This is a genomic window from Microbulbifer maximicatervae (SeqCode) (assembly GCF_052467385.1).
Genome location: NZ_CP174311.1, coordinates 519,632 through 543,168, shown reverse-complemented (window position 1 = coordinate 543,168; position 23,537 = coordinate 519,632). Strand labels below are relative to the sequence as shown.

Genomic DNA, 23,537 nt, shown 5'->3' with positions numbered 1-23,537 from the left:
TAGCACAGACAAACAACCAAAGATTAAACCATATAAGTCCAGGCAAGTTTTTACTTGCCTGGACTTAATAAACATTAAGTTAAAAATCAAATCTAGTTAAAATCATATCTAAAACCTAAGCGAATACTGCGAGGAGTTTGATAATAATAAGCACGCCCAAAGTATTCATATGGCTCTGATGTCCCATCAAGATCACCTTGTTCCTCTACTTCTAAAACAGCATCATCATTAAATACATTAAAAACATCCAAACTAACCAACAACCTCTGATTGTCGGCAAGCTCAATCGGGTATTGCGCATTTAAGTCAAGGTTCCAGTAATCATCGGTTCTTCCCAAACTACCCCGTGAATTGAGCTCCCCTTGACAATAAAAAGATTCAGATCCATATGCTTGGGCAAAAACATCAGTGGGATGCATTCCAAAGCAATTTTTTGGGCGACCCGTTTGCCACATAAAATTAGTCCCTAATCTCAATCCCATATCAAAGCTGTAAGTACCAAATGCCTTTACCGTGTGCCTGCGATCATTTGGCAAGTTACCATACCCACCTTGTATCAATCCCGGTTGATCAAAGTTAGTTGTTAAACCTGAATCTGTTTGCCCATTATCTGAGCGAACGTAACCTTCATTATTACCCCAGCTATGCCCCCAAGTATACGAGGCATCTAATGACCACCTGCCATCAAATGGGCGCTTGAACGTAAATTCAACTGCACCATATTGTCGCTTCGCTTCTGGATACCTTAATTGAGCTGCCGATAAATTGATATATTCACCCTGTTCAGGGATATAAATCCGCATATTGTTGCCGGGGTTAGTCAATACGTACTGATGGAAGCCTCCAAATATATCTTCGACACTTGCTCCATCAACTTTGGATGCATCCCAAGTACCTGACGAGTTATAGTAGTCAATTACCGCAGCATCAATTGCCAAGTCTTCCAACGCGACTTCCAAATTGCGATAAATACCACGTACACCCAGCTGAATACCACTATCCATAATATATTCGTAGCCAAGAATATACTCAGACTGATACATTGGATCAATATTCTTATCTACAACACTTTCGGTGTCCTTTAAGCTCCCATCAGCATAGTAGCTAAGACCGTCAGATTCACCTAAGTTACACGGAGTTGCGTCATTATTCAGGCAAGAACCATCCCAGTCGAACCACTCAGTGGTATATAATTCTGTACCCGCAAGTCTTACATTCGTATTTGAAGCCACAGGAAGGTAATAAAGGCCAAAATTTGCAAATACCTTTTGCTTTCCTTCGCCAGTTGGGTCCCACACAGTAGAAAATCGAGGTGCCCACTGATCACTCACATCAATAAATTTCTCTCCAGCAGCATTTTTATTGGTAAAAGTCTCATTCCGTAAACCCAACTGAACAGACCAGTCATCTGTTATCTGCCAGGTATCCTGCAAATAAAAAGCTGTAGACTCTGTTTCAAAGCTGCCCACATTTTCATAAATAAGGTTGCGAGCCCGCCCTAGCTCTGGATAGAGCCTCCACACCTCTCCTCCTGAATATGTGGTATTTTCTGTAAGACTATTTGCCTCATTATCAATACCAACTTCAACAAAGTGATCATTAATAGCCCAAGAAAAATCTACACGGAACATTTCCCGTGTATCTTCACCAACTTCCACTGTCGATCCAACCCAATCACCGATTGATACTCGACCCGGGTTATACCAATAAACAGTAGAAGCATCTTTATTTTCCGGTATTTCACTTCGGTCCTGTGTGTTTTCGCCATAGGAAATACTTAAAGTCATATTATCATTTAAATTCCCGATGTAGGAAGCTATCCAATTAAAACCTCCCCTTCCATAAACAATATCTCCGATATATTCGCCTGTTTGCTCTGTGTCGGAATCATAGTTATAAATGCCTTCTACAATATCTCTTTCATCACTAAAGGCGGTAAGCTCTATTCGATGATCTTCAGTAATATAGCCATCTATTTTTACTCCCCAAAAATCTGATTCGGTTTCCTCTTTATAGCCACGACCACTGGTCATCCCATAGTATTCTTTGTTTTTTAAAACACCACTATAGAGAGCATAAAAGAACAACCTATCTTCTATGATTGGCCCTGAAGCATAAATATTTGCCTCCCGGGCATTTAGTTCATCCTGATCATTATCGTAAACGAAGGTATTTGGAGCGGTTTCAGTCTCCTCATCAAAATAAAAACTATTACCAAATTTAAATTCATTAGAACCACTCTTGGTAGTGGCGTTCATTACCCCACCCGTAGAGCGGCCAAATTTGGCTGAATAGCCACCAGTTTTTATCTGTATATTATCGTAAAATTCAAATGGAACTGTAGAGTAACCCAATCCGTTTCTAAAATTAGTAGTATTTAATCCGTTAATATAACTAACATTTTCTGCAATTGATGCTCCAGCAAAACTAGTCCCACCACCAAACTCATCAAAGGTACGATCGCCTCTGGAAACACTTGGCGCTAAAAGCGTTACAGAATCTAAATTTCGAGCTACAGGAAGCTCAACAATTTCATCTGATGAAATAACCAAACCTGATTCGGCAATCCCTGTATCCAACTGAGAAATTCTCTGCCCTTGAACAATAACTTCCTCCATTTCATAAGTATCGCCAAGAGCAATATTAATAGTCCCCCCCAAACTCACCGATACTGAACGAGATTCCGTAATTTGACCATCTGAATGAAGTTCTAGCTGGTACTCTCCAGGCGGCAAGCTCCCCACTCTGAACTCGCCTCCATTACCTATAGAAACATCCTTGGAAATACCTCGAGCAATATCTGTAATTCTTACTTTGTCTGCTTTTTCAGTATTTAACACAGTCCCCCTAATCGTACCCGTCGTATTGTCTGCCAGAACAATTGAGCTTATCGAAAGAGTGGCACCAATAGAGATCGCCAACAGGCTTTTAGAGAACCCCTTCTTAACTTTACATATAGAAACCATAAAACCCCCAGAAATTATCTTTATTTAAATAACTGGGACGCAATCTGGTACATCGAGATAAGCATCCCGAGAAAACTCATTCTCAACTTTGCAAATAAAAAACACACATAAAAATTGCAAATCAGTTCTCAAAAACAACAAAACCTTAAAGGGTTTTAATAAAAATCAAACAAAAGTCTGATATGCGTTATAGAGACCATGCACACGCTCAATAAAGAAAAAAATTAAAACGCCATTAAAGCAAATAAGACGAATGACAGATTCAGAAAGTGGTACGAAAAAGCTAACTGTGAAAGCTGAATATTTAACGCTTATATATTCCTCATAATATGAAGAAAACGAAATAAACTAATAAACAACAAGCCATTTCTACTTGAAAGGGAATGCCAACATCAGCCATCGAATTTAGTCTATTGAGTATTAATCAAATATTTGTATGAGGAGAACCAAGTATAAAAAGGTGGGCTACCCCACCTTAAAGTTTAGCTGGCGTAATACTACTTACGTAAAAACTCCAACATCCATCTGGCAACTGCATTTTCATGGATATCGTTCTTGAGCGACTCCTGCCCTTTATCAACCACAGCTTCACCAAAAGCCTGCCGTCGAAGCTCCATTAAGCTATTCGAGTAGGGCTTAGTGAATTCCGGATGCGCCTGGAAGCTAAGCATATGATCATCCACCTGCACCATTGCCATTGGGCAGAACTCACTGGAAGCCAGTACTCGCCCACCAAGCGGCAGCTGATCCACCTGATCCTGATGCGTTACTAAGAGACTAAAGTTGGGGGCGGGTTCAGACATCCAGCTAGGCGTCTCCTGCATTTCGTAGGTGTGCACCCCCAGCCCCCAGCCCTTATCTGACTTACGAGCCCGGCCTCCCAGTGCCTGGGCAATTAACTGGTGACCAAAGCAAATACCAATGGTCGGCTTTTTCTCACCATGTAACTTGCGTACAAAATCCATTAAGGGCGCAATCCAGGGTTTGTCGTCATAAACGCCTGTCTTGCTACCGGTAATCAGGTAAGCATCTACTTCATCTATATGGTCGGGATACTGGCCGTGCTGGACTTCGTAGGTGTTAAACTCCAAATTGGAGTCCTGGTCGCGCAACAAGTCGGCAAACATCTCCGGGTACTCCCCAAATTCGCCGACAAGCTCTTTGCGCACATCATCGGTTTTTAAAATTCCAATCTTCATTATTTTCACCGCTGAATTGACTACATAGTATTGGGATTATGGCATATCCAGTCATCAGAGACCGCAATCAGAAAGATTTGCCCCACTGTAACAAGCGCCATAACAGCACATCTTTCATCATAGATCTTTTACCTATCCGGGTCGCCTGATAGCTCTTTGGCCTACCGCCTAGGAGCAACATTTCTCTCTGGGCATTCTTAGCTGAAGTAGTTTTGTGTATGATCTCGGCTTTAGCACATTTTTCAGCCAACCCTTCGGCTACAAGGCGGCCCAGAGGCAATTAGGGTCGCTTGCAGTAACGACTGAGGACCAACAATGACCACAACAACCTCCCCGAGTGATCGGCAGGACAGTCCCCCAGGGCGCAAGACAGCCTTTATCCGCTTCTTAGATGCAGTGGAATGGCTCGGCAACCTTCTCCCCCACCCAATCACACTGTTCGCACTATTCGCCGTTAGCGTGATAGTCATTAGTGGTATCGCTTCTTACTTTGGCCTGTCTGTCCCCGACCCCCGCCCGGTTGGCGCTGCTGGCCGAGCGCCAGATGGCGTTATTGAGGTTTTCAACCTTATGAGTGGCGATGGCCTCAGGATGATCGTTACCAGTCTGGTTAAGAATTTCACCGGATTTGCTCCTCTGGGGACAGTTTTGGTGGCTCTATTGGGGGTTGCGATTGCCGAGCACTCCGGCCTGTTAAGTGCCGCTGTTCGCGGCCTGGTACTCCAGGCTTCCAAACGCACAGTCACTGTCATAGTGGTTTTTGCCGGTATCATCTCTAATACCGCCTCTGAATTGGGCTACGTGGTACTGATCCCATTAGCCGCAATGATTTTCCACTCCCTCGGTCGACACCCTATCGCTGGCCTGGCCGCCGCGTTTGCCGGTGTCTCTGGCGGCTACAGTGCTAACTTGCTGCTGGGAACGGTGGACCCGCTGCTATCGGGGATCACAGAATCAGCAGCCCATATGATCGACCCGACCTACTCCGTGGGCCCGGAAGTAAACTGGTTCTTTATGATTGTCAGTACCTTCCTGATCACCGGGGTTGGTAGCTGGGTGACCATGAAGATCGTAGAACCCAAGCTGGGTAAATATGATCCCAGTGAAGCATCTGTCGACCTGACTCAAGACAAAGTTGGCACCCTGACCGACGCCGAGAAGCGCGGCCTTAAGTACGCAGGTTTGGCTGTTTTGGGCGTATCTGCAGTACTCGCTTTGACGGTGGTGCCTGAGTGGGGTGTTTTACGTAATCCCGAGACAGGCTTGGTCGCGGGCTCTCCGTTCCTAAAAGGTATCGTCTCACTGATCCTGGTGTTCTTCGCTATCCCGGGATTTGTTTACGGTAAGGTTGTCGGCACCATGAAGAATGACCGAGATGTCATTGATGCCATGGCCAAGAGCATGAACAGTATGGGGATGTACATTGTCCTGGTGTTCTTTGCTGCGCAGTTTGTCGCCTTCTTTAAGATCACCAACCTGGGCACCATTTTTGCCGTTTTAGGTGCTGATGCGCTACAAAGCATCGGCCTCACTGGGCCACTACTGTTCCTGTTCTTCATCATGATGTGTGGCTTTGTGAACTTAATGCTGGGCAGTGCCTCTGCTCAGTGGGCAGTGACAGCTCCCATTTTTGTACCCATGCTGATGCTGCTGGGCTACGCCCCGGAAGTAATCCAGGCGGCCTACCGTATCGGTGACTCTGTGACCAACGTTATCACGCCGATGATGAGTTACTTTGGCCTGATCATTACTTTTGCTGCGCGCTATAAGAAAGACTTGGGCATGGGTACATTGATCGCCACTATGATCCCCTATTCCATCTTCTTCTTTATCGGATGGACAGCCCTGTTCTTCATCTGGGTTTTTGCCTTGGGACTGCCCGTCGGCCCCGGTGCAGCTACCTACTATGGTGGCTAATCCACTGATTAATCAGTAATCCTAGAGCCCGCTTATGCGGGCTTTTTTGTCTCCCCAAAATGACCGTACATTTGAACTGGTCATTTATATCCGCTGGTAACTACCCAAAAAGTGTTAAAGCGTTCCTGAAATCACCAGTCATTCAAGATAGCTTTAGGCAGGGGTAAAAAAGTGGATAAATTAAGAAAAAATTATTATTCCCAGATATGGAGTCACCATAAAACAAAAAAATTTTTTTACCGTCATAAGGGAATAAAGTTTCAATGTATTAACTTTAATTGGTATTTTTTTTCATTAGGTGACATTTTAATTATGAGCAAAAGCCAAAAGCCCTTCGAATCCACAAAAAAAAACAAGTAATATAGGCCTTGAAATAATACTTAGCGGAGACTGATTGGCGAATTGCGCCAGTTTCGGCTGCCTTGTTTTAATCTCATATATTATTTTCTCAGGATGAGTCGTGTGCACTTTGTGGTAGTTAGTGCAGTAACAGTTATCCATAGCGCACAATACATATCAGGAATTCGAAATAAAACAGGCATTCGCCAATATGACGGTTTTGCAAATCCGTCAGACAATGCCCAGGAATGTGTAATCCTGGAATTTGCATTTATTTGTAGATTCCTAAAATTATCGGGCGCGCCTATCAGTTGAATATTTCCGCTCAAATAGAAGTTGCGACCCGGCACGCCTAATAATTAAATCAGGCTGGGTTCTTGGAAGGATTTGGAAGAAATTGACCCAACAAATAAGAGCTAAGCTGTTAACCGGCTTTTATGACCAAGTATCCCAGCTAAATGGCTGCCCGGAAACACTGCTTAATAGCGCCGGTATTAACCCCGAGCAAGTTGAAAAACTCGAGGGGTATCTCCCGTTGAGTAAAGTGACTGACCTTGTTGAAAAGGCCGCACGACAACTCAATTGCGCGGATTTCGGACTGAGACTGGCAAAAAGCCAGGGGGCTGCCGCCCTCAGTTCTCTTGGAGCAGCAGTATTGCAGTCGTTGACCCTCGGGGAATTCCTCAATGCTGCCGTAAAGCAATTTGCCGCCCCTCCTTATAACCTGCGAGTTGAATTGGAAGTTAAAGGGCTCCAAACGTTTATAACTTTTCATTGTTTAAATGATTTAGAAAGTTATATACCTTCGGACTCTCCATTGCCTCTCGAGCTATTCCGGGAATTTCTCCTTGGGGTTTCTGTTGTCGCACTACAAATATTATGTGGTGAAAAGTTCAATCTGGAGGCGGTTCATTTAAAGTCCAAACAGCCGCTCCACGACCAATATGAAAACTTTTTTGGTACAAATGTACAGTTTTCACAAAATAGCGACACCTTGATTCTAAGTAGCGGCCAGTTGGCCCAACCGACCGAGAAGTGCAACCCGGTTTTAAGGCCTCTGTTAAAGTCTTATATCGACAAAGTACTGGAACAAGGTGAGTCAAACCTGATTCACCAAGTAGAACAGCTGATCTATTGCCTGATGCCGCTAAAGCGCTGCAGTTTGCAGGAAGTCGCCAATCAGCTGGGGATGCACAAGCGCACTCTGCAGCGCAGGTTGCGAGATCGGGAATTGGTGTTTGAGGATATTCTCGACCGTATTCGCCGCGAACGCGCAGAACATTACCTCAGTAGAAAGTTGCCACCTATGGCCCAGATTTCCAATATGCTGGGGTATCGGGAGCAGAGCTCATTTAACCGGGCCTGCGACCGCTGGTTTGGTACCACTCCAATGAAAGTTCGCCGCAGGTTGTTGAGTGAAGCTGCGGCGAAAGCTGCACTGGAAACTGAAAGTTAAAGCCCCTTCAGAAAAATACAGAATCAGTCGTGACACAAGCCAGATTTTTGCTTGTGTCACGACTGATTAAATACCCAGCCTTTCCTACTTACTCATCCCCTAATTCCCACCTCCACCACTGATCAATTAGAGCCTGTCAGATCTCTGGATCATTAGTCGTAAAGTGAGCTCTCCAGCCCCACACTTCTTTACAAGTTATCCACATTACTTACTCATTCCTCGACTATTTTCGATGGCAGTCCCAGGCCAATTCGAGAAGCCAGCCCTTCGCTGAGCGGTAATCGCCATTTCCCGAGTCTATAGTTTCGGGCGACAGCAATAACCTCTGTCAAAACCCAATGAGCAAAGTTGAGGCTCCAGGGACTCCCCTCAAAGTGCCTACGACAGGAGAACACGATGAAGAAAATATTTATCCCAGTAGCAGCCCTCTTACTGGCCACAAATGTATCTGCACAGCCGCGCCAGCCTCCGCAGGAAGCGATTGATGCCTGCAGCAGCTTGGCTGAAGGAGACGCCTGCACTGTCGAGACACCCAGAGGCACATTGGAGGGCACCTGCCGTATGCCCCCGCAGATTGAGCAGCTGGTCTGTGTACCTGCCGGCGGCAAGGGCAAAGGCGGCCCTCGCCCCATGGAAGATGAAGAACAGTAACTCCCAATAAATCGCAACCGGCCAGCGGTACTGTAAATCTTGAGATGTCATTATGAAGAAGTGGTTATTTGTGGGGCTTTGCAATATTGCGCCTCTCTCGCTGGCTCACGTACCCGATAGCGCCCTGGAGGCTTGTCGAAACCTGTCCAGTGGCGCCAGCTGCTCAATGGAACTGCCCAATGGCCGAGTCAGTGGTCGCTGCCGCAACCACCCCCAATCACATGGCCTAGCTTGTGTTCCCGAGCGCAAACCGACTGCGCGCTCTACAGGAGGGGGCGCCACTGGTGGGCGCCACACCGCTCGCAAACACACAGTAGTGCAATCCGATGGTCTGCAGCACACTGTCCCTGCTACCGAAGCGCCGATTACCTTTAGTGAAGTGAGTATCAGTATCCAGGGGCCCTGGCGCGTTATTGAGGCCAACGGTATTTCTGAGCATAAGACTGGAGCCTTCCCCAATCGCGGCAATCCCCACGAAATCGAGGTGCAGCGCTACCGTTTCCGAGTTCCAGCTATCCCCCAAATTGCCGCTCAATCTACACCGGTTCCGTTGCAGAATTTTGGTATCGGACTGAATGGAGTGCCTTTCGACCCCAGTGCTGCGGAATGGTACCTGGGCAATCGCGGACGCTGGCGCTACGAAGCCCTATCCGGCGCGATTCAGCTGGGTGTAGACGATAACTACGCCCATGTTCAGCCCAATGGTGCCTATCACTATCACGGAATTCCCACCGGTTTATTACAGCGCCTGGGGGTATCTAAGGAAAGGCATTCGCCGCTGATTGGCTGGGCTGCCGATGGATTCCCCATTTATGCCCTGTACGCCTATGCCGATGGTTGGGAACCGAAATCCGGGATTGCGGCAATGACTTCAAGTTATCAGGTGAAATCCGGGAAACGCCCCAAGGGCAGTAAAGAACCTGGAGGCTACTACGATGGTACCTTTGTGGATGATTACCACTATGTGGCTGGCTCCGGCACATTGGATGAGTGCAACGGCAGAATGGTTCGCACCCCGGAATTCCCCAAGGGCACCTATGCCTATTTTCTAACAGAGGACTGGCCCATTATCCCGCGCTGTTACAAGGGCACTCCGTCAGAGGATTTTCGACGGGGCCCCGGAAACAACCAGCGCAAGGGAGCAACTAGGCGCCCCTAACGCAGAAGGCTATGAAAGCTCACCTCCCCAGAGGAATACCGCAAGGTATTCCCCTGTCAAAATAGCCGCCCCTGGCTGGAGTGTCAGCTCATATCAATTACCGTCAGCGCTTCCGCCAGGGTTTTGACCGAATGCATTTCCATTCCCTCGATATCGTTCTTCAGGCGGTTGGCTGCAGGCACAATGGCTTTGCGGAAACCGTGTTTGGCCGCCTCGCGCAAACGCTCCTGGCCCGAAGGCACTGGGCGAATCTCGCCTGATAGCCCCACCTCCCCGAATACCACCAGATCCCGAGGCAGGACACGGTTGCGGAAACTGGAGACTACCGCCAATAAGAGTGTCAGGTCGGCGCTGGTTTCCATCACCTTTACCCCGCCAACCACATTGATAAAGACATCCTGGTCCCCCACCAAGACCCCACCGTGGCGATGCAACACAGCGAGCAGCATGTTCAAGCGGTTCTGGTCGAGGCCCACCGCTACCCGGCGGGGGTTGCCAAGACTGCTATCGTCCACCAGGGCCTGCAACTCTACTAACAGCGGCCGGGTGCCCTCCCACACCGAAGTCACCACAGAACCGGCCGCGATCTCCTCGGCCCTTTGCAGGAAAATGGCTGAGGGATTGGATACCTCTTTCAGGCCCTGCTCTGTCATGGCAAACACGCCGAGTTCATTAACGGCCCCAAAGCGATTTTTATGGGCCCGCAATGTGCGGAAGCGGGAGTCGTGGGTGCCTTCGAGGAGAATGGAGCAGTCGATAATATGTTCCAGCACCTTGGGGCCCGCGAGACTGCCATCTTTGGTGACATGCCCCACCAGAATCAGCGCCGTGCCAGTCTGTTTGGCAAAGCGGGTCAGGTAGGCCGCACTCTCGCGCACCTGTGCCACAGAGCCGGGTGCCGATTGCACATCGCTCATGTGCATCACCTGGATCGAGTCCACTACCATTACCCGAGGATTCACTTCCTTGGCCGCCAGGCAAATACGCTCCACATCGGTTTCGCTGAGCAATTGCAGGGAATCCGTGGGCAGACCCAAGCGCTTAGCGCGCATAGCAACCTGCTGGAGAGATTCCTCGCCGGTGATATAAAGCGCCGGCATTGAAGTCGCGAGATGGCACAGGGTCTGGAGTAAAACAGTGGATTTACCCGCACCAGGATGGCCGCCGATCAATACGACGGAGCCAGGCACCAGCCCGCCGCCCAGCACTCGATCCAGTTCCGAGGCCGTAGTGGGAATACGCGGCAATTCACTGAGGTCGATTTCCGATAGTTTTTGTACTTTGCCAGCACCAGCGGAACCGGCGTAACCACTTTGTGCATCGGTAAAATTCGCGGCGCGACTGTCTTTGTGATCCGGTCCCAGGCGTACTTCCGATAGGCTATTCCAAGTGCCACAAGCACTACACTGCCCTGCCCATTTGGTGTAGTCAGCGCCGCATTCATTACACACGTAGGCAGTTTTACGTTTTGTGGCCAAAGCACTCTCCCGAAAAGTCACAGAATTGATCGGCGCACAGTTTACCCCTTATCCGGCCGAGGCGGGTGGTGCTCAGCAGTCTAAAATGACTCTCCTACACGGATCCCTTCTATTGGCATCTTCTCCTTCCAATTGGTCTATCTACGCGATTGATCTAGATCAATTCACCCAGCCCCCTCCGAGATAACATCCGCCGCTGCCTCTACCCACTAATGGGGAGGCGCAGAACAACACTGACTAACCATCGAACAGGAAGTAAGTATGTCGTCTATTACTCTTCGCGGCGCGATTCTGGCGCTCGCCATGGCCTCGACCTCCGCCCTGGCTGCGGATCACGAAGTTAAGATGCTGAACCAGGGCAAGGACGGCATGATGACTTTTGAACCGGCATTTCTCGCAGTAGCACCGGGCGATTCTGTCACCTTCCTGCCCACTGATGCGGCCCACAACACTCACTCAGTTTTGTCCCCTGCCGAGGGCGCTACCTGGAATGGCAGCATGGGAGAAAAGGTGACTGTCACTTTGAACCAGGAAGGTGTCTACGTATACCAGTGCGACCCACATCTGCCGCTGGGTATGGTTGGGGTAATTCAGGTAGGTAAGGCAACCAACTTGGAAGAAGCCAAGAAGCATGCCGAAGGCATGAATGCCACCATCGCCATGAACAAGGAGAGGCTCACTCAATACCTCGGCCAAGTCCAATAAGAGGAGTCGCGGCGTGGACATCCTATTTGAAAAAGGTCACCACCTGGTTGCGCGGTTCGGCGATTTGGTTAAAGAGCAGAATGGCAGCGATGGGGTACAGGCCAATCAATTTGTTATTCGCCGCGGCACCAAAGGGGCGCTTATCGATCCCGGCGGCGATCTGACTTACACACACCTCACCATTGAGCTCAGCCGCCATTTGAACCTGAGCGAACTGGACCTGATCCTGGCCTCTCACCAGGATCCGGATATTATCGCCTCGCTGCCGCGCTGGATGCTGCATTCGCGCTGTAAGGTGGCAGTGTCGAAGCTGTGGTCGCGGTTTTTGCCACACCTGGTTTCCGGCTTTGTCGCCTCGCGTGCCGGTGCTGAACGCTGGCAGGAACGCATCATGCCTCTGGACGACAAGGGAGAAATTATCCCCTTCAGCGACAGCGAGATCTGGGCGCTGCCAGCACACTTTATGCACTCCTGTGGCAACTTCAGTTTTTATGATCCGGTCAGCCGCATATTATTTTCCGGCGATATCGGTGCCTCACTCGGTGGTGAGGAGGGCGAAGTCAAAGATTTCGACGAGCACCTGCCGTCGATGGAAGGGTTCCACCGCCGCTATATGGGCGGGAACTGGACCTGTCGCCTCTGGGCCAAGATGATTCGGGAACTCAACCCCGCAATGATTGTGCCCCAGCACGGCGGTTACTTTGCTTCGGGCGATGTCAAAGAGCGCTTCCTGGGCTGGCTCGAGCGCCTCGAATGTGGACCGGACCTGTTGCGACACCAGGACTTCCGCCTGCCCCTGGGCCGCTCTTAATCCGCCATCCCGCAAGCGGGAAGTTGCACCGGCAGAGGCCAGCCCATACACTGCGGGCTGGCTTGTTTTCTGAATACCGCCATGCACACCGGGATCTTCCGCCTATTTTTGCTCATACTGCTACTGGCCTTCGGCGGCCAGGCAGTTGCGTCATCCTGTGCGGAAACACACGAACCCCCAGCGGCATCCATCGCTGCAGAAGAAAAAGGCCATTGCGACGAGGCAACCCTTGAGAACTGCAACGACAGCCATCCCTCCAGTTGCACTGCTGAATGCAGCTGCTGTGCAGGGCCAGGCACCAGCTCTGCGGTAAACGCTCAATATAAAATCCTTGTATACAACCGCAATCTACTTGTAACTGCCTACCGGGAATTTAATTCCTCTCCAGATCCGGAAATGGCACTACGCCCACCCATATTCCGCATTTAACGGGCCCCGTATGCCTAGGCATACGCGTACTCCCCAGTTTTACTCCAAATATTTTTTATAAATACTCGCGCGCCTGTGTGCGCCCTTAATCTCATCATCGGAGTTCATATGAATCGTTCAATTTTGGTCGCTATTGCGGCGCTACTCACAACCCTGGCATTAAGTGCCTGTGCCGAATCTTCAGACCCCAAAAAGGAAACTGTGAGCCTGACCACTTACAAATCCGCCACCTGCGGCTGCTGCAAAATTTGGGTTGAGCATGCCCAACAAAGTGGCTTTGACGTCGTAGCAAAGGATGTCGAAGACCTTAACGGCGTGAAAAAGCAGCACCATATCTCTCCGCGCTACCAATCCTGCCACACCACAGTGTCAGAACAGGGCTATGTTTTTGAAGGGCATGTACCGGCAAAGCTGATACAGCGTTTCTTGCAAAATCCACCGCAGAATGCCATTGGCCTCGCAGTACCAGGTATGCCCCTGGGCAGCCCCGGTATGGAAGTGGGCGACCGTTTTACGCCCTATCAGGTAATGCTGCTTAACAAAGATGGCAGCAGCGAAATTTACGCCGAAATCAATACGGCACAGGAGCAGTTTTAAAAGGGACATCGATGAAAGATAGCTTCCGCACCGACGCCGTATCAAGGCGTACTTTCGTCACAGGTCTCGGAGCGGGAGCCCTGCTGCTGGGGTTACCCCACAGTTCGCACCCAAACTCGCCAACAGCTTCGGCAACAACCCTGCGCGGTAACCACTTTGATTTATCCATCGGGTACCGCCAGGTAAATCTTACCGGGCGCGAACGACAAGCCCTTACCATTAATGGCAGTCTACCCGGCCCCATTTTGCGCTGGCGGGAAGGGGAAACTGTCACCCTGAATGTCCATAACCAATTACCCGACAAATCCTCCCTGCACTGGCACGGTGTTAGGGTACCCAGCGATATGGACGGCGAACCGGGATTGAGCTTTAGCGGCATTCAACCCGGGCAAACATTTCGCTACCGATTCCCTTTGCGCCAAAGTGGTACTTATTGGTATCACAGCCAATCCGGGTTTCAACAACAACTGGGGCTAATTGGGGCAATAGTCATTGATCCGATATCTCCAGAACCATTTTCTTACGAGCGGGATTATGTTGTTGTCCTATCCGATTGGAGCGATGAATCTCCCCAAACTATTTATACCCATCTAAAAAAAGACCCGGACTACTACAACCGGCAACAGCGCACGGCTACAGATTTATGGCGTGAAGTGCGTACAAAAGGTGTCGCACGAACCTGGCGGGACCGGCATCAATGGAACTGGAAACAGCTTTCCGACCGCAATATCTCCCAGGTCACAGGCGAGACTTACACCTACCTGATTAACGGGCATACACCCGATACCAATTGGACTGCATTATTTAAACCTGGTGAGAGGGTTCGCCTGCGATTAATTAACGCAGCTTCGATGACCTTATTCGACCTGCGTATCCCCGGCCTGAAAATGAAGGTGGTGGCGGCCGATGGACAAAATGTCGAGCCCGTTAGCGTCGATGAAATTCGCATTGGCAGCGGCGAAACCTATGACGTAATTGTCGAGCCAGAGAGTGAACAGGCCTACAGTATATTTGCGCAGTCCATGGACCGCAGTGGCTATGCGCGAGGCACACTGACAGGTGATATACGTCTGAGCGCAGAGATTCCCGCGATGGATCACCGCCCAGTGCTCACTCGGCAAGATCTGGGACTAGGGAGAAAAACCGAAGAGACAGACACACACTTTAAAACAACCCAGACTGCTCACACCGAAAAACATTCCTATTTGCCCGATGCAACTGAGGGGGGATGGTTTTACGGAAACCTCGCTGCAGCGGGGCTCGGTAGTAATAGCCCTATCATTCACCAGCCAAGTGAATCCGGATTCAGGGTGGATCACCGCGCGCTGACGCCAGCAAACGGCATCTCTGACCCCGGTGTAGGACTCAGAAACCATAAACATCGCTATAACCGCCGTGTACTGACTTACAGCGACTTGCGCAGCAATAAGCCTACTCAGGATCAGCGAGAGCCACAGCGGGAATTACAGTTACACCTGACCGGCAATTATGAGCGCTATCTCTGGTCAATAAATGGTGAAAAGTTTCGCGATGCCAGCCCATTATTATTTCGGCACCAGGAGCGCCTGCGCATTACCCTGGTCAATGACACTACGCTTCCCCAGCCCATGCACTTACACGGTTTTTGGAGTGAGTTGGAAACCGGCGACGGAGAGTATTTACCTCGCAAGCACACGGTAATCGCACAACCCGGATCAAGCATCAGTTACTTGGTCAGCGCCGACACCTATGGCCGCTGGGCTCTACACAGCCAAATGCTTTACCAGAGGCCCGGTATGTATCGGGAGGTGCGCATTGTTTAAGAATATTTCAGGGATAGCAGCAACACTATGGCTACTTGCTGCCCAGGCCAGCTATGGGCAGTCAGAACCTCAGCATCAACACCACAGCTACCAGTCCTCTGGCGAGGATAACGAAGAAGAACCCATGGCTGAAGTCAGCCTCGACTATGTGGAACTGCGAGGTGATAGCGGCGGGGAAATCGAGGGAGACTTCAGCTATGGAGGAGAGCAAAATAAGTTTGTTGCCGAAGTCGACTATGAACGAAGTAGTGGGGAAATTGAAAAAAATGAACTCTGGGCGCTCTATAGCCGGGCAATTTCAGCAAACTGGAATTTCCTAATTGGAATTCGCCACGATTTTAATCTGGAGACTACCAGCCGGAATTGGGCTGCTGTGGGTATTACTGGAGAGTCTCCCTACAAATTCGAAATGGATGCAGTATTTTTCTATGGAGAACATGGCAGTACTGCATTTCGCCTGGAAGGCGAGTATGAAATAAAGTTGGCACAGGACTGGAATCTGGTCCCACGTATCGAGCTGAACTTTTTTGGGCAGAACGATGAGGCCCGAGGTAGCGGTTCCGGCTTATCGGAAGCGGAAGTCGGCTTTCGGCTCATGTATGAAGTCACCAGGAAATTCTCACCCTATATTGGCGTCCACTATGAACGGGAAGTGGGCAATGCCGCTGATTTCGCCCGTGAAGAAGGTGAGGATGTGGACTCAACCGTATGGGTACTGGGGTTTAGAGCTTGGTTTTGACAAAATCCAACTTCTTATATCTATACAAGTTGTACCACTTCGCATCAGCTGTAACTAACTTTACCGCCTCTTCAATCTGTCATAGCATCTAATAGATCTTAATCGCCTTTTTAAAAATATTTAAATTCAGCAAGGATGCCGGTGATATGATTTCCCCCCGAATACTGTTAATCGCAGTTTCCCTACTGTGTGTGGGCCTATCAGCAAAAGCTGAAAGCCCACAGAGCCACTCTTCTGTTAGCACGACCAATCACCTGAGTTATGGTGATGAAATTCTTTTCTCATCCAGAATCTTGAGTCGTGAAATACCAATCAACATATATTTACCGCAAACGTTCCATCAAGCATCATAGATACCCGGTTATCTTTATTAATGGCACTCACGGCAAAGAATTTTTCCACGCCTTAACCGGGGTAGTAAAGCATCTAAGTAGCGTAGAACGTATGCCGGAAAGTATTGTAATCAGCCTTAATGATGGCGGTGATGAACCGGAAACCTACCTACATGGAATGTGGAAGCATACCACTGAGGAGAAGTTTAGCGCCCTGGGAAACCCTGAGACCTATAGTAAATTTCTAACTGAAGAACTATTCCCATATTTAGAAAGCAATTACCGCGCACTCAACAATAGAATGATTATTGGTGTCTCAACTAGCAGTATCTTTCCTCTCTACGCCCTAACTAACAAACCTGGATTGTTTCAGTCTTACTTCTTTTTATCTGCAGCTGACATATTTGGTATGGGGCCCACTTCAGAGAGTACTTTTATTAATTAAATAACCACAAGTATGCAGACCTCATCAAACAAGATCAATGCTTTTTATTTCGCCATGGCTGACAGTGATATGCGTAAAGATAAGCGCTATGAAAAAATCTTAAGTCAAATTAACACCAAACTTTCTCCTTACGCAAAAGAGAACCTCAAACTAAAAATAGAAATTATTAACAATGAAAACCATTACGGTGCCTTTATAAAAGCCGCGTTATCGGCTATCGAGCTTAATTATCCCCACGAAGAATGGTCCGCAAATTATCGAGAATTGATATCCCAGCCTGGTGACGCCTTACAAAATATCGATCATTTCTACCAATCACTCTCACAGAAATATGGCTTTCCTATTTTACCCAGGGCTACACGTTGGAGAAATGTTAACAAATTAAGCTATATCACCAGTTTGTTACTAAAGGATGGTCGCATCCAAGAAGCTATCAGTGTTGCAAGGCGGTGGGTGGAATATCGGCCAAACTCTATTGATGCCCACCAAAGTTTGGCCCAGGCGTTACAACAGAATGATGAAATTTCAGAGGCTTCTGATGTTTTGAAGAAAGCACTAGAAATTTCTCGCAATCAGGATAAAAGTAAAACGGCGGCGATAAATCGGCAAATAGCTGAACTCAAGCTCAATTAGCTTACGATTAAAAATTGTATTTACTAAAAATGAAAAATATAGTTATCACACTAATTTTCTTTTCCCCGTTGGCATTCACCTCACAGGAAAATCCAAGATGTTGGGACAGGATAAGTTATTACAAAACTCTCCGGACAGAAATCGGGTCTCTTAGACTTGATGTATATTTAAAACCTGAGTTTTCGAATACTACAAAAACCGTCAAAAACCTTGTTTTTGTCCTAAATAACACACCAATTGAAATACCAAAAGACGTTATAGACAACTTCAAAGGAATAGATCCCGGAAGCTTCACTTTATCTACCAGCTATTATAGTGATGCAACAGGAACCCCTGACACAGTAATCACTGCTGCTTTTAATTACGGATTTCCAAGCTGCGTTAGAGAAGGACGTATATCTGTTAGGAGTACAGGTTATCTTTTACATATGATCACAGAGGACGATAATTGCTCTTCAGAACCTTAGGTCAAGGGCACTTAGTAAGGTGGAAAACTAAAAAACGAGCTGGCATTTACCTCCAGCTCGCCTACAGAAAATATACCAACACCTAAATCTGGCACACAGCTACTAATATCAAATTCACAGAACCTCTCTACTCACTCACCAGGCGTAAATCCGTAGCCATCTCATCTTTCCACCAAGCCTTTGTTGCTTTGGGAGATTGCAGGCGAACAGCCTCTCCAATGATAGGCGTTACCAAAGTGACACCCTGGTCTTTGGCTGCCGCCTGTGCGCGCTCCAGAGGTTCATACCAATCGTGCAGGGCAAGATCAAAAGTACTGTTGTGGATAGGTAACATTGCTCGCCCTCCGAGATCGAGATGTGCCTGCACACTCTCTTCGGGCATCATATGAACCGAATTCCAAAGCTTGTTGTAAGCACCCGTTTCCATCAGTGTCAGGTCGAATGGACCAAATCGCTCACCAATTTCACGAAAGCCACTAAAATAGCCACTGTCACCGCTAAAGAATATACGGCCCTCGCGCCCTTCAATTACCCAGCTGGCCCACAGTGTTGAGTCTTTATCCGTAAGTCCACGCCCGGAAAAATGCTGAGCCGGCGTCGCGGTAAAGTGCAAACTGCCCAGGGCAAAGGATTCCCACCAAGCTAGTTCCTCAATTTTTTCTGCTGGAATACCCCAGTTACGCAAGCGACTTCCCACTCCGGTAGGAACGACAAATTGCTCTACTTTATCCCTGAGCGCGCGAATACTATTTTTGTCTAAATGATCGTAGTGGTCATGGCTGATAACGACCGCTTTAATCGAAGGCAAGTCTCGAATCTCTATGGGCAATGGATGAAAGCGCTTTGGGCCCATCCACTGAACCGGGGATGCCCGCTTGCTAAATACCGGATCTGTCAAAACATACTGATCATCCACTCGAATCAGTACTGTGGAGTGCCCAAGGCGATATACGGCACCCTCAGCGACTGGGGCTGCCAGCTCTGCAGCGGGAATCTGTCGCAATGGAATAGGCTTCACCGGTGCGGGGGCTGCACGATCCGCCTTAATGTAGGCGCCGATCATCTCAACTATACCGGCACTACTGACTTTGTAGTCAGTATCACTGTTGCGGAACTTCTCGGGTTGATTTGTACAGCTACCAAAGAGACCTACCGACATAACAATCACTCCTGCCAGAATCCACCAGCGCTTCTTCATTTCACTTACCATGTAAACTATACAGTGCAGTGTATAAAATAACTATATAAAAGTAAACTATATAGTGTAAAATTTGCGTAAGAAGTAACTCGCCGGCAATGGAATCCCCCGGCCCAGATTTCACAGAGATACCCATGACTGAAAAGAAACCAACCAGAAGTGAGCTGAAACGCCAAGCTATTATTGATGCCGCCAAGCAGGCTTTTCAGGAGCTGGGAGTACAGGGCACGAGTATGGACGAGCTGGCAGCCCGAGCACAGGTATCAAAACGCACCGTGTACAACCACTTCTCCAGTAAAGAAGCCCTGGTGATGTATTTGATCGGTGAACTCTGGCAGCAGGCAACCCAGCCCTCCGGTTGTGACTACAACCCGGATAGTGATATGCAATCACAACTCCGCACACTGTTAGAGCAGGAAATAAAAACGATCTGCAACCCGCAGTATATTGAGCTTAACCGCATGGCCTTCGACTACTTCTTCCACCAGCCGGAAGCACTACAGAAGGAAATGGAAAAATATAAGGCCCATGAGACCGGGGTGCAGCGCTGGATTAAATCTGCCGTAGCTGACGGCCGACTAAAGTCTCTCGACATAGAGGTCGCCAGTGGGCAGATTCATAACTTAATTAAAGGCGGTTGCTACTGGCCTCAGTTACTTCAACTCTCTGGCCCACCGAGCTCCGCCGAGCAAGAGGCACTGGCCGAGCGCACCGCTGCGATGTTTTTAAGTTATTACCAAGCCTAGACCTACTATAGTGGCCGAATCCTTCTTGGCCACTCTATCTACATTCATGGCTTCCGACAGATGACCTACTAAATCCCAACGAGAAAAACACCTCTCAGAAATTGAAGCCATAGTCCCATCTGGCTACTGGCTTTTATCACCACTAAATTAACATCCAGAAAACAAACGCAACCAGCTTTTCAAAATTTAATTATTAATATAAATTAATACCCATAACAATTGTTAACAAGAGAAAACCGCCAACATCCTATATGCCTAAATACCCTCGACTGCTTTAAGAGAAGGCCAACCCAAAAAAATACCAGCATGAGAAATCCTAAAGTAGCCTCTACATTTATATTCTTACTCTGTGTAGTAAGCTCTTGTTTACAAGCGGAAGTCATCCCCACAAGTGTTAGAGCAAAAACATCTATATCTAGTGTTGAAGAGGAGCTTAAACAGGAGCTTTCTGAAAAAGGGCTTAAGTATGGCGCCCCTATTTTTATTCGCATATTTAAAAACCCCGGTATCTTAGAGGTCTGGATAGAGTCGGATAATAATTTATATTCTAAGTTTAAAAGCTACGATATTTGCACTTTCTCAGGAGATCTGGGGCCAAAATTGAGAGAAGGTGATCTACAAAGCCCGGAAGGTTTTTACTTTGTAAATGCTAGCCGGTTAAACCCTTGGAGCCAATATCATCTTTCATTTAATCTAGGGTATCCCAATCAATATGATCGGCACCATGGCAGAACAGGTAGTGCTCTTATGATACATGGAGACTGTGTATCTATTGGCTGCTTTGCAATGACAAATCCATTTATCAATGAAATATATGCACTTACTGCTTCAGCAATAGAATCAGGACAAAGAATTGTCAGGGTTCACTCCTTCCCATTTCCACTTGAGAATGAGATCTTATCTCAATACAAAGATAATCAATGGCATTCTTTTTGGCTGAACCTAAAAGAAGGATACGATTACTTCAACAAATATAGGCGCCCTCCCAATGTAGAAGTTGTCGAAGGCCTGTATACCTTTAATGAAAGTTAACATTTAGAGTATCAAAGTTGCCATTTATGGCAATAAACCAACGAGCAGGCAGAAAGCTACTAGCAGCTAAAAAATCACTGCCTGATACTCATCAAATGATTTGATACATAGCGCCCCAAAAACCCCGCAATATAACTATGGGTCATAAAAGTGCATAGTTCTATTCCTATATAGTTAATCGATGTTTTTAAGTTATTACCAGGCTTGAATCGCTGCCCTAAGAGGCCATTTTTCACCTACTAATTTACTCATAAAAAAGGCCCCCAAAGGGGCCTCTTTTATTTTATCGGGAACAAATTACAGTCTTTCCCAGAGTATTTCCCAGTTCCCGCCAACACCCGGCTCGAACTGTTTTGCACCTCTTCTCACTTCCTTACAGTAGTGGGAGTAAGCAGAGTCCTTACACTCGTAGACATTACCATCACGGCCCAGGACTTTAGTGCCCGCAGCATAGTTTCTATGGCCTCTAGGGAAGACATAATCATAATCCTGATCACTCGAGGATTGGTCATCGTCATTGGAGCTATCATCGTCTCCGTTTGAAGTATCGTCGTCATCATTAGAGGTGTCGTCATCGCCGTTGGAGCTATCGTCGTCACCATTAGAAGCGTCGTCATCGCCGTTCGAGCTATCGTCGTCGCCGTTCGAGGAGTCATCATCCCCATTAGAGGAGTCATCATCTGAGGTATCTTCAACCAGATAGAAGTTCAGGGTATTTTGATCAACCATGTTGCCATCGCGGTCTTTTACCACCACTACAACCATATGGTGCCCTGCTACAGTCTCTGAGAGAGTCAAGCTAGTACTGGCAGTATCACCATCATCAATGTTATTGCTATAGCTTGATAGAGTATCACCGCCATGATTTACCACTGTAACCTCAACGCTGACATCTCCCGTAGCACTGAGAGCCAAGTCTAGAGAAATAGCACCGCCTGTAATTGTGTATTCACTTTCAAGGCCACTTACCGTTACTTCATAGTTGGGCTCTTCTTCGCTCAACTCGTAACCGATCTCGACATTTTCCAGGCCACTGCCATCTTTTAGATAAATGCGGTTGATACCGTACAGAGGCTCAAAGCTGTTATCACCATCGAAATCACCGGCGCGGATATCGGTCTGCTCTGCATTAATCAACTCAGCCAAATCGTGTGACCAGTTTTCAGCGATGCCCTGCTCTTCGGAGGCAATTTCCAAAACAGTGCTGTAAGACGAGTTTTCACCTGAGCCATCAAATACGCGGGTATATACTTTATCGCCAACGTTCAAGTCCTGCGCCGGATTGATGGTACCCGCAGCGCTCCATTCGGTATTAGTGACATTATCGCCATCGAATTCTACATCGATAACATTGTAGAAAGCGTTAACCGTATCACCCACATCCCAAACAGCCAGAATTACATGATAGCCCTCGCGATCCGGCACCTGACACTCGTGAGTTGTATTTACATCTGGCTGTTCATAATTGCCATCTATCTCACAGAATGGGTCGAGATCAAATTGATCGCGAGTCAAGACTGAATTCGGATTCCAATCTTCTTTAGTAATATAGTATTTCCAATCACGAGTTACATGATTTGCGGTGAAGTACCATTTGAAGGTTTGCCAACCGGAGCTAATATAATTTTTTACCCAGCGATCAGATGTCTGTTCATTAAGCTCAGACCAGGCACTGCTTCCTCCACTGGCAATTTGCCCATCGGCAGGGCCGCTATCGGGAAAGCCTTCAGGACCTTCAATACTCTGTGGTTCCCACTGAACTGCACCGCAATTCAAGTTCATTTCACCGGTATCTAATGCGTATTTACACAGGGTACCACGCGCAGAAGCTACACCACCGTCAGCGGCCTCAACATAACCATGACTGAAAGCATTAGAACTGGCACCGGCTAATACCACTGCCATTAATGTGCGATTGACTATCGGTTGTTTAAATACGGATGCTAATTTTTTCTTACGTAGAATCATATCTCTGCCCATTTATTACTTTGCGCTCAACTTCCTTCCCCAGCTGAACACAAGTTTTTACTTTTAGAGGATGTAAATCCTGCAACGCTAGCGACAGAGTTATGGACCACCACTAATTGGCACGGTTCCTGTTATTTTTATAATTTAAACAAACAACTTTTAGCGTGTCACCGAAAGATAAGTCTAATTTTTAATAAATACCACCCCATTAAAAGTTCCATATAAACACAAAAATAAAAACATAAATAATGACAAAATAATTTCTTACAAAATAGAAAAATGACGACCCAAAACAAAAAATAAGACCACAATTCCGGGCAATTACTGCAACATAAAATCAGCAAAAGCGAAATTTAGTGGTATTTTATTCCAGCAAGGGCAGCCAGGTATAAATCCGAATATACCGCTTATAAAAATATAAAAACAAAATATGGAAGAACTATGAATTTCACACTTAAATCCTCCCAG

General features: G+C 47.6%; 20 protein-coding genes. 15 read left to right on the top strand and 5 right to left on the bottom strand.

Features of this window, described 5'->3' with window-relative positions; translation table 11 throughout:
• Positions 1–92 precede the first annotated feature (92 nt).
• On the bottom strand, positions 93–2,966 hold the full coding sequence (locus ACJJIR_RS02390) for a TonB-dependent receptor (RefSeq protein ID WP_444907203.1): 2,874 nt from the start codon (positions 2,964–2,966) through the stop codon (positions 93–95).
• A gap of 497 nt (positions 2,967–3,463) precedes the next feature.
• A complete protein-coding gene (locus tag ACJJIR_RS02385) occupies positions 3,464–4,165 on the bottom strand; it encodes a glutamine amidotransferase-related protein (protein WP_444907202.1) in 702 nt (233 codons plus the stop codon).
• Positions 4,166–4,480: 315 nt separating this feature from the next.
• Between ACJJIR_RS02385 and ACJJIR_RS02380 the strand changes: the two genes are divergently transcribed.
• The 4 genes from ACJJIR_RS02380 to ACJJIR_RS02365 all read left to right on the top strand — a co-directional run bounded on the left by ACJJIR_RS02380 (position 4,481) and on the right by ACJJIR_RS02365 (position 9,687).
• Positions 4,481–6,082, top strand: a complete 1,602-nt coding sequence (locus tag ACJJIR_RS02380) for an AbgT family transporter (protein ID WP_444896033.1) — start codon at positions 4,481–4,483, stop codon at positions 6,080–6,082.
• 736 nt (positions 6,083–6,818) lie between these two features.
• A complete protein-coding gene (locus ACJJIR_RS02375) occupies positions 6,819–7,877 on the top strand; it encodes an AraC family transcriptional regulator (protein WP_413663407.1) in 1,059 nt (352 codons plus the stop codon).
• A gap of 396 nt (positions 7,878–8,273) precedes the next feature.
• Positions 8,274–8,528 carry a hypothetical protein gene (locus tag ACJJIR_RS02370; protein ID WP_413663408.1) on the top strand — a complete coding sequence of 85 codons (255 nt, stop codon included), beginning with the start codon at positions 8,274–8,276 and terminating at the stop codon, positions 8,526–8,528.
• 52 nt (positions 8,529–8,580) lie between these two features.
• Positions 8,581–9,687: a YHYH protein gene (locus ACJJIR_RS02365; RefSeq protein WP_444907201.1), complete on the top strand. Its 1,107-nt coding sequence runs from the start codon at positions 8,581–8,583 to the stop codon at positions 9,685–9,687.
• 83 nt (positions 9,688–9,770) lie between these two features.
• Here the strand turns inward: ACJJIR_RS02365 and radA are convergent, their stop codons facing one another.
• Entirely contained in the window at positions 9,771–11,165 is a 1,395-nt protein-coding gene (gene radA / locus ACJJIR_RS02360; protein ID WP_444907200.1) for a DNA repair protein RadA, read from the bottom strand.
• Positions 11,166–11,426: 261 nt separating this feature from the next.
• On the opposite strand from radA, the gene ACJJIR_RS02355 reads away from it, so the two are divergent.
• From ACJJIR_RS02355 to ACJJIR_RS02315, 9 genes are all read left to right on the top strand, one after another.
• Complete coding sequence (locus ACJJIR_RS02355) at positions 11,427–11,870, top strand: pseudoazurin (RefSeq protein WP_282931168.1); 444 nt, start codon at positions 11,427–11,429, stop codon at positions 11,868–11,870.
• A 13-nt stretch (positions 11,871–11,883) separates the two neighbouring features.
• Entirely contained in the window at positions 11,884–12,681 is a 798-nt protein-coding gene (locus ACJJIR_RS02350; protein WP_108734605.1) for an oxygen-binding di-iron domain-containing protein, read from the top strand.
• A gap of 81 nt (positions 12,682–12,762) precedes the next feature.
• Complete coding sequence (locus tag ACJJIR_RS02345; protein WP_444907199.1) at positions 12,763–13,110, top strand: hypothetical protein; 348 nt, start codon at positions 12,763–12,765, stop codon at positions 13,108–13,110.
• Positions 13,111–13,218: 108 nt separating this feature from the next.
• Positions 13,219–13,707, top strand: a complete 489-nt coding sequence (locus ACJJIR_RS02340; RefSeq protein WP_444907198.1) for a DUF411 domain-containing protein — start codon at positions 13,219–13,221, stop codon at positions 13,705–13,707.
• An 11-nt stretch (positions 13,708–13,718) separates the two neighbouring features.
• Positions 13,719–15,509 (top strand): copper resistance system multicopper oxidase, encoded by a 1,791-nt coding sequence (locus ACJJIR_RS02335; RefSeq protein ID WP_444907197.1) that lies wholly within the window; start codon positions 13,719–13,721, stop codon positions 15,507–15,509.
• Complete coding sequence (locus ACJJIR_RS02330; protein ID WP_444907196.1) at positions 15,502–16,248, top strand: copper resistance protein B; 747 nt, start codon at positions 15,502–15,504, stop codon at positions 16,246–16,248. Before ACJJIR_RS02335 ends, ACJJIR_RS02330 begins: the two co-directional genes overlap by 8 nt.
• Positions 16,249–16,548: 300 nt before the next feature.
• The gene (locus ACJJIR_RS02325; protein ID WP_444907195.1) at positions 16,549–17,025 is read left to right on the top strand and encodes an alpha/beta hydrolase-fold protein; all 477 of its coding nucleotides are present in this window, start codon (positions 16,549–16,551) and stop codon (positions 17,023–17,025) included.
• A gap of 12 nt (positions 17,026–17,037) precedes the next feature.
• Positions 17,038–17,658, top strand: a complete 621-nt coding sequence (locus ACJJIR_RS02320) for a tetratricopeptide repeat protein (protein ID WP_444907194.1) — start codon at positions 17,038–17,040, stop codon at positions 17,656–17,658.
• A gap of 29 nt (positions 17,659–17,687) precedes the next feature.
• On the top strand, positions 17,688–18,125 hold the full coding sequence (locus ACJJIR_RS02315; RefSeq protein WP_444907193.1) for a hypothetical protein: 438 nt from the start codon (positions 17,688–17,690) through the stop codon (positions 18,123–18,125).
• 127 nt (positions 18,126–18,252) lie between these two features.
• On the opposite strand, the gene ACJJIR_RS02310 is transcribed toward ACJJIR_RS02315, so the two are convergent.
• A complete protein-coding gene (locus tag ACJJIR_RS02310; protein ID WP_444907192.1) occupies positions 18,253–19,323 on the bottom strand; it encodes an MBL fold metallo-hydrolase in 1,071 nt (356 codons plus the stop codon).
• Positions 19,324–19,457: 134 nt separating this feature from the next.
• Here ACJJIR_RS02310 and ACJJIR_RS02305 point away from each other — a divergent pair, with 134 nt between their 5' ends.
• A complete protein-coding gene (locus tag ACJJIR_RS02305) occupies positions 19,458–20,069 on the top strand; it encodes a TetR/AcrR family transcriptional regulator (protein WP_444907191.1) in 612 nt (203 codons plus the stop codon).
• A gap of 306 nt (positions 20,070–20,375) precedes the next feature.
• Entirely contained in the window at positions 20,376–21,101 is a 726-nt protein-coding gene (locus ACJJIR_RS02300) for a L,D-transpeptidase family protein (RefSeq protein WP_444907190.1), read from the top strand.
• A gap of 297 nt (positions 21,102–21,398) precedes the next feature.
• Here the strand turns inward: ACJJIR_RS02300 and gbpA are convergent, their stop codons facing one another.
• Positions 21,399–23,069, bottom strand: coding sequence for an N-acetylglucosamine-binding protein GbpA (gene gbpA / locus ACJJIR_RS02295; protein ID WP_444907189.1), 1,671 nt, complete (start codon positions 23,067–23,069; stop codon positions 21,399–21,401).
• Positions 23,070–23,537 lie beyond the last annotated feature (468 nt).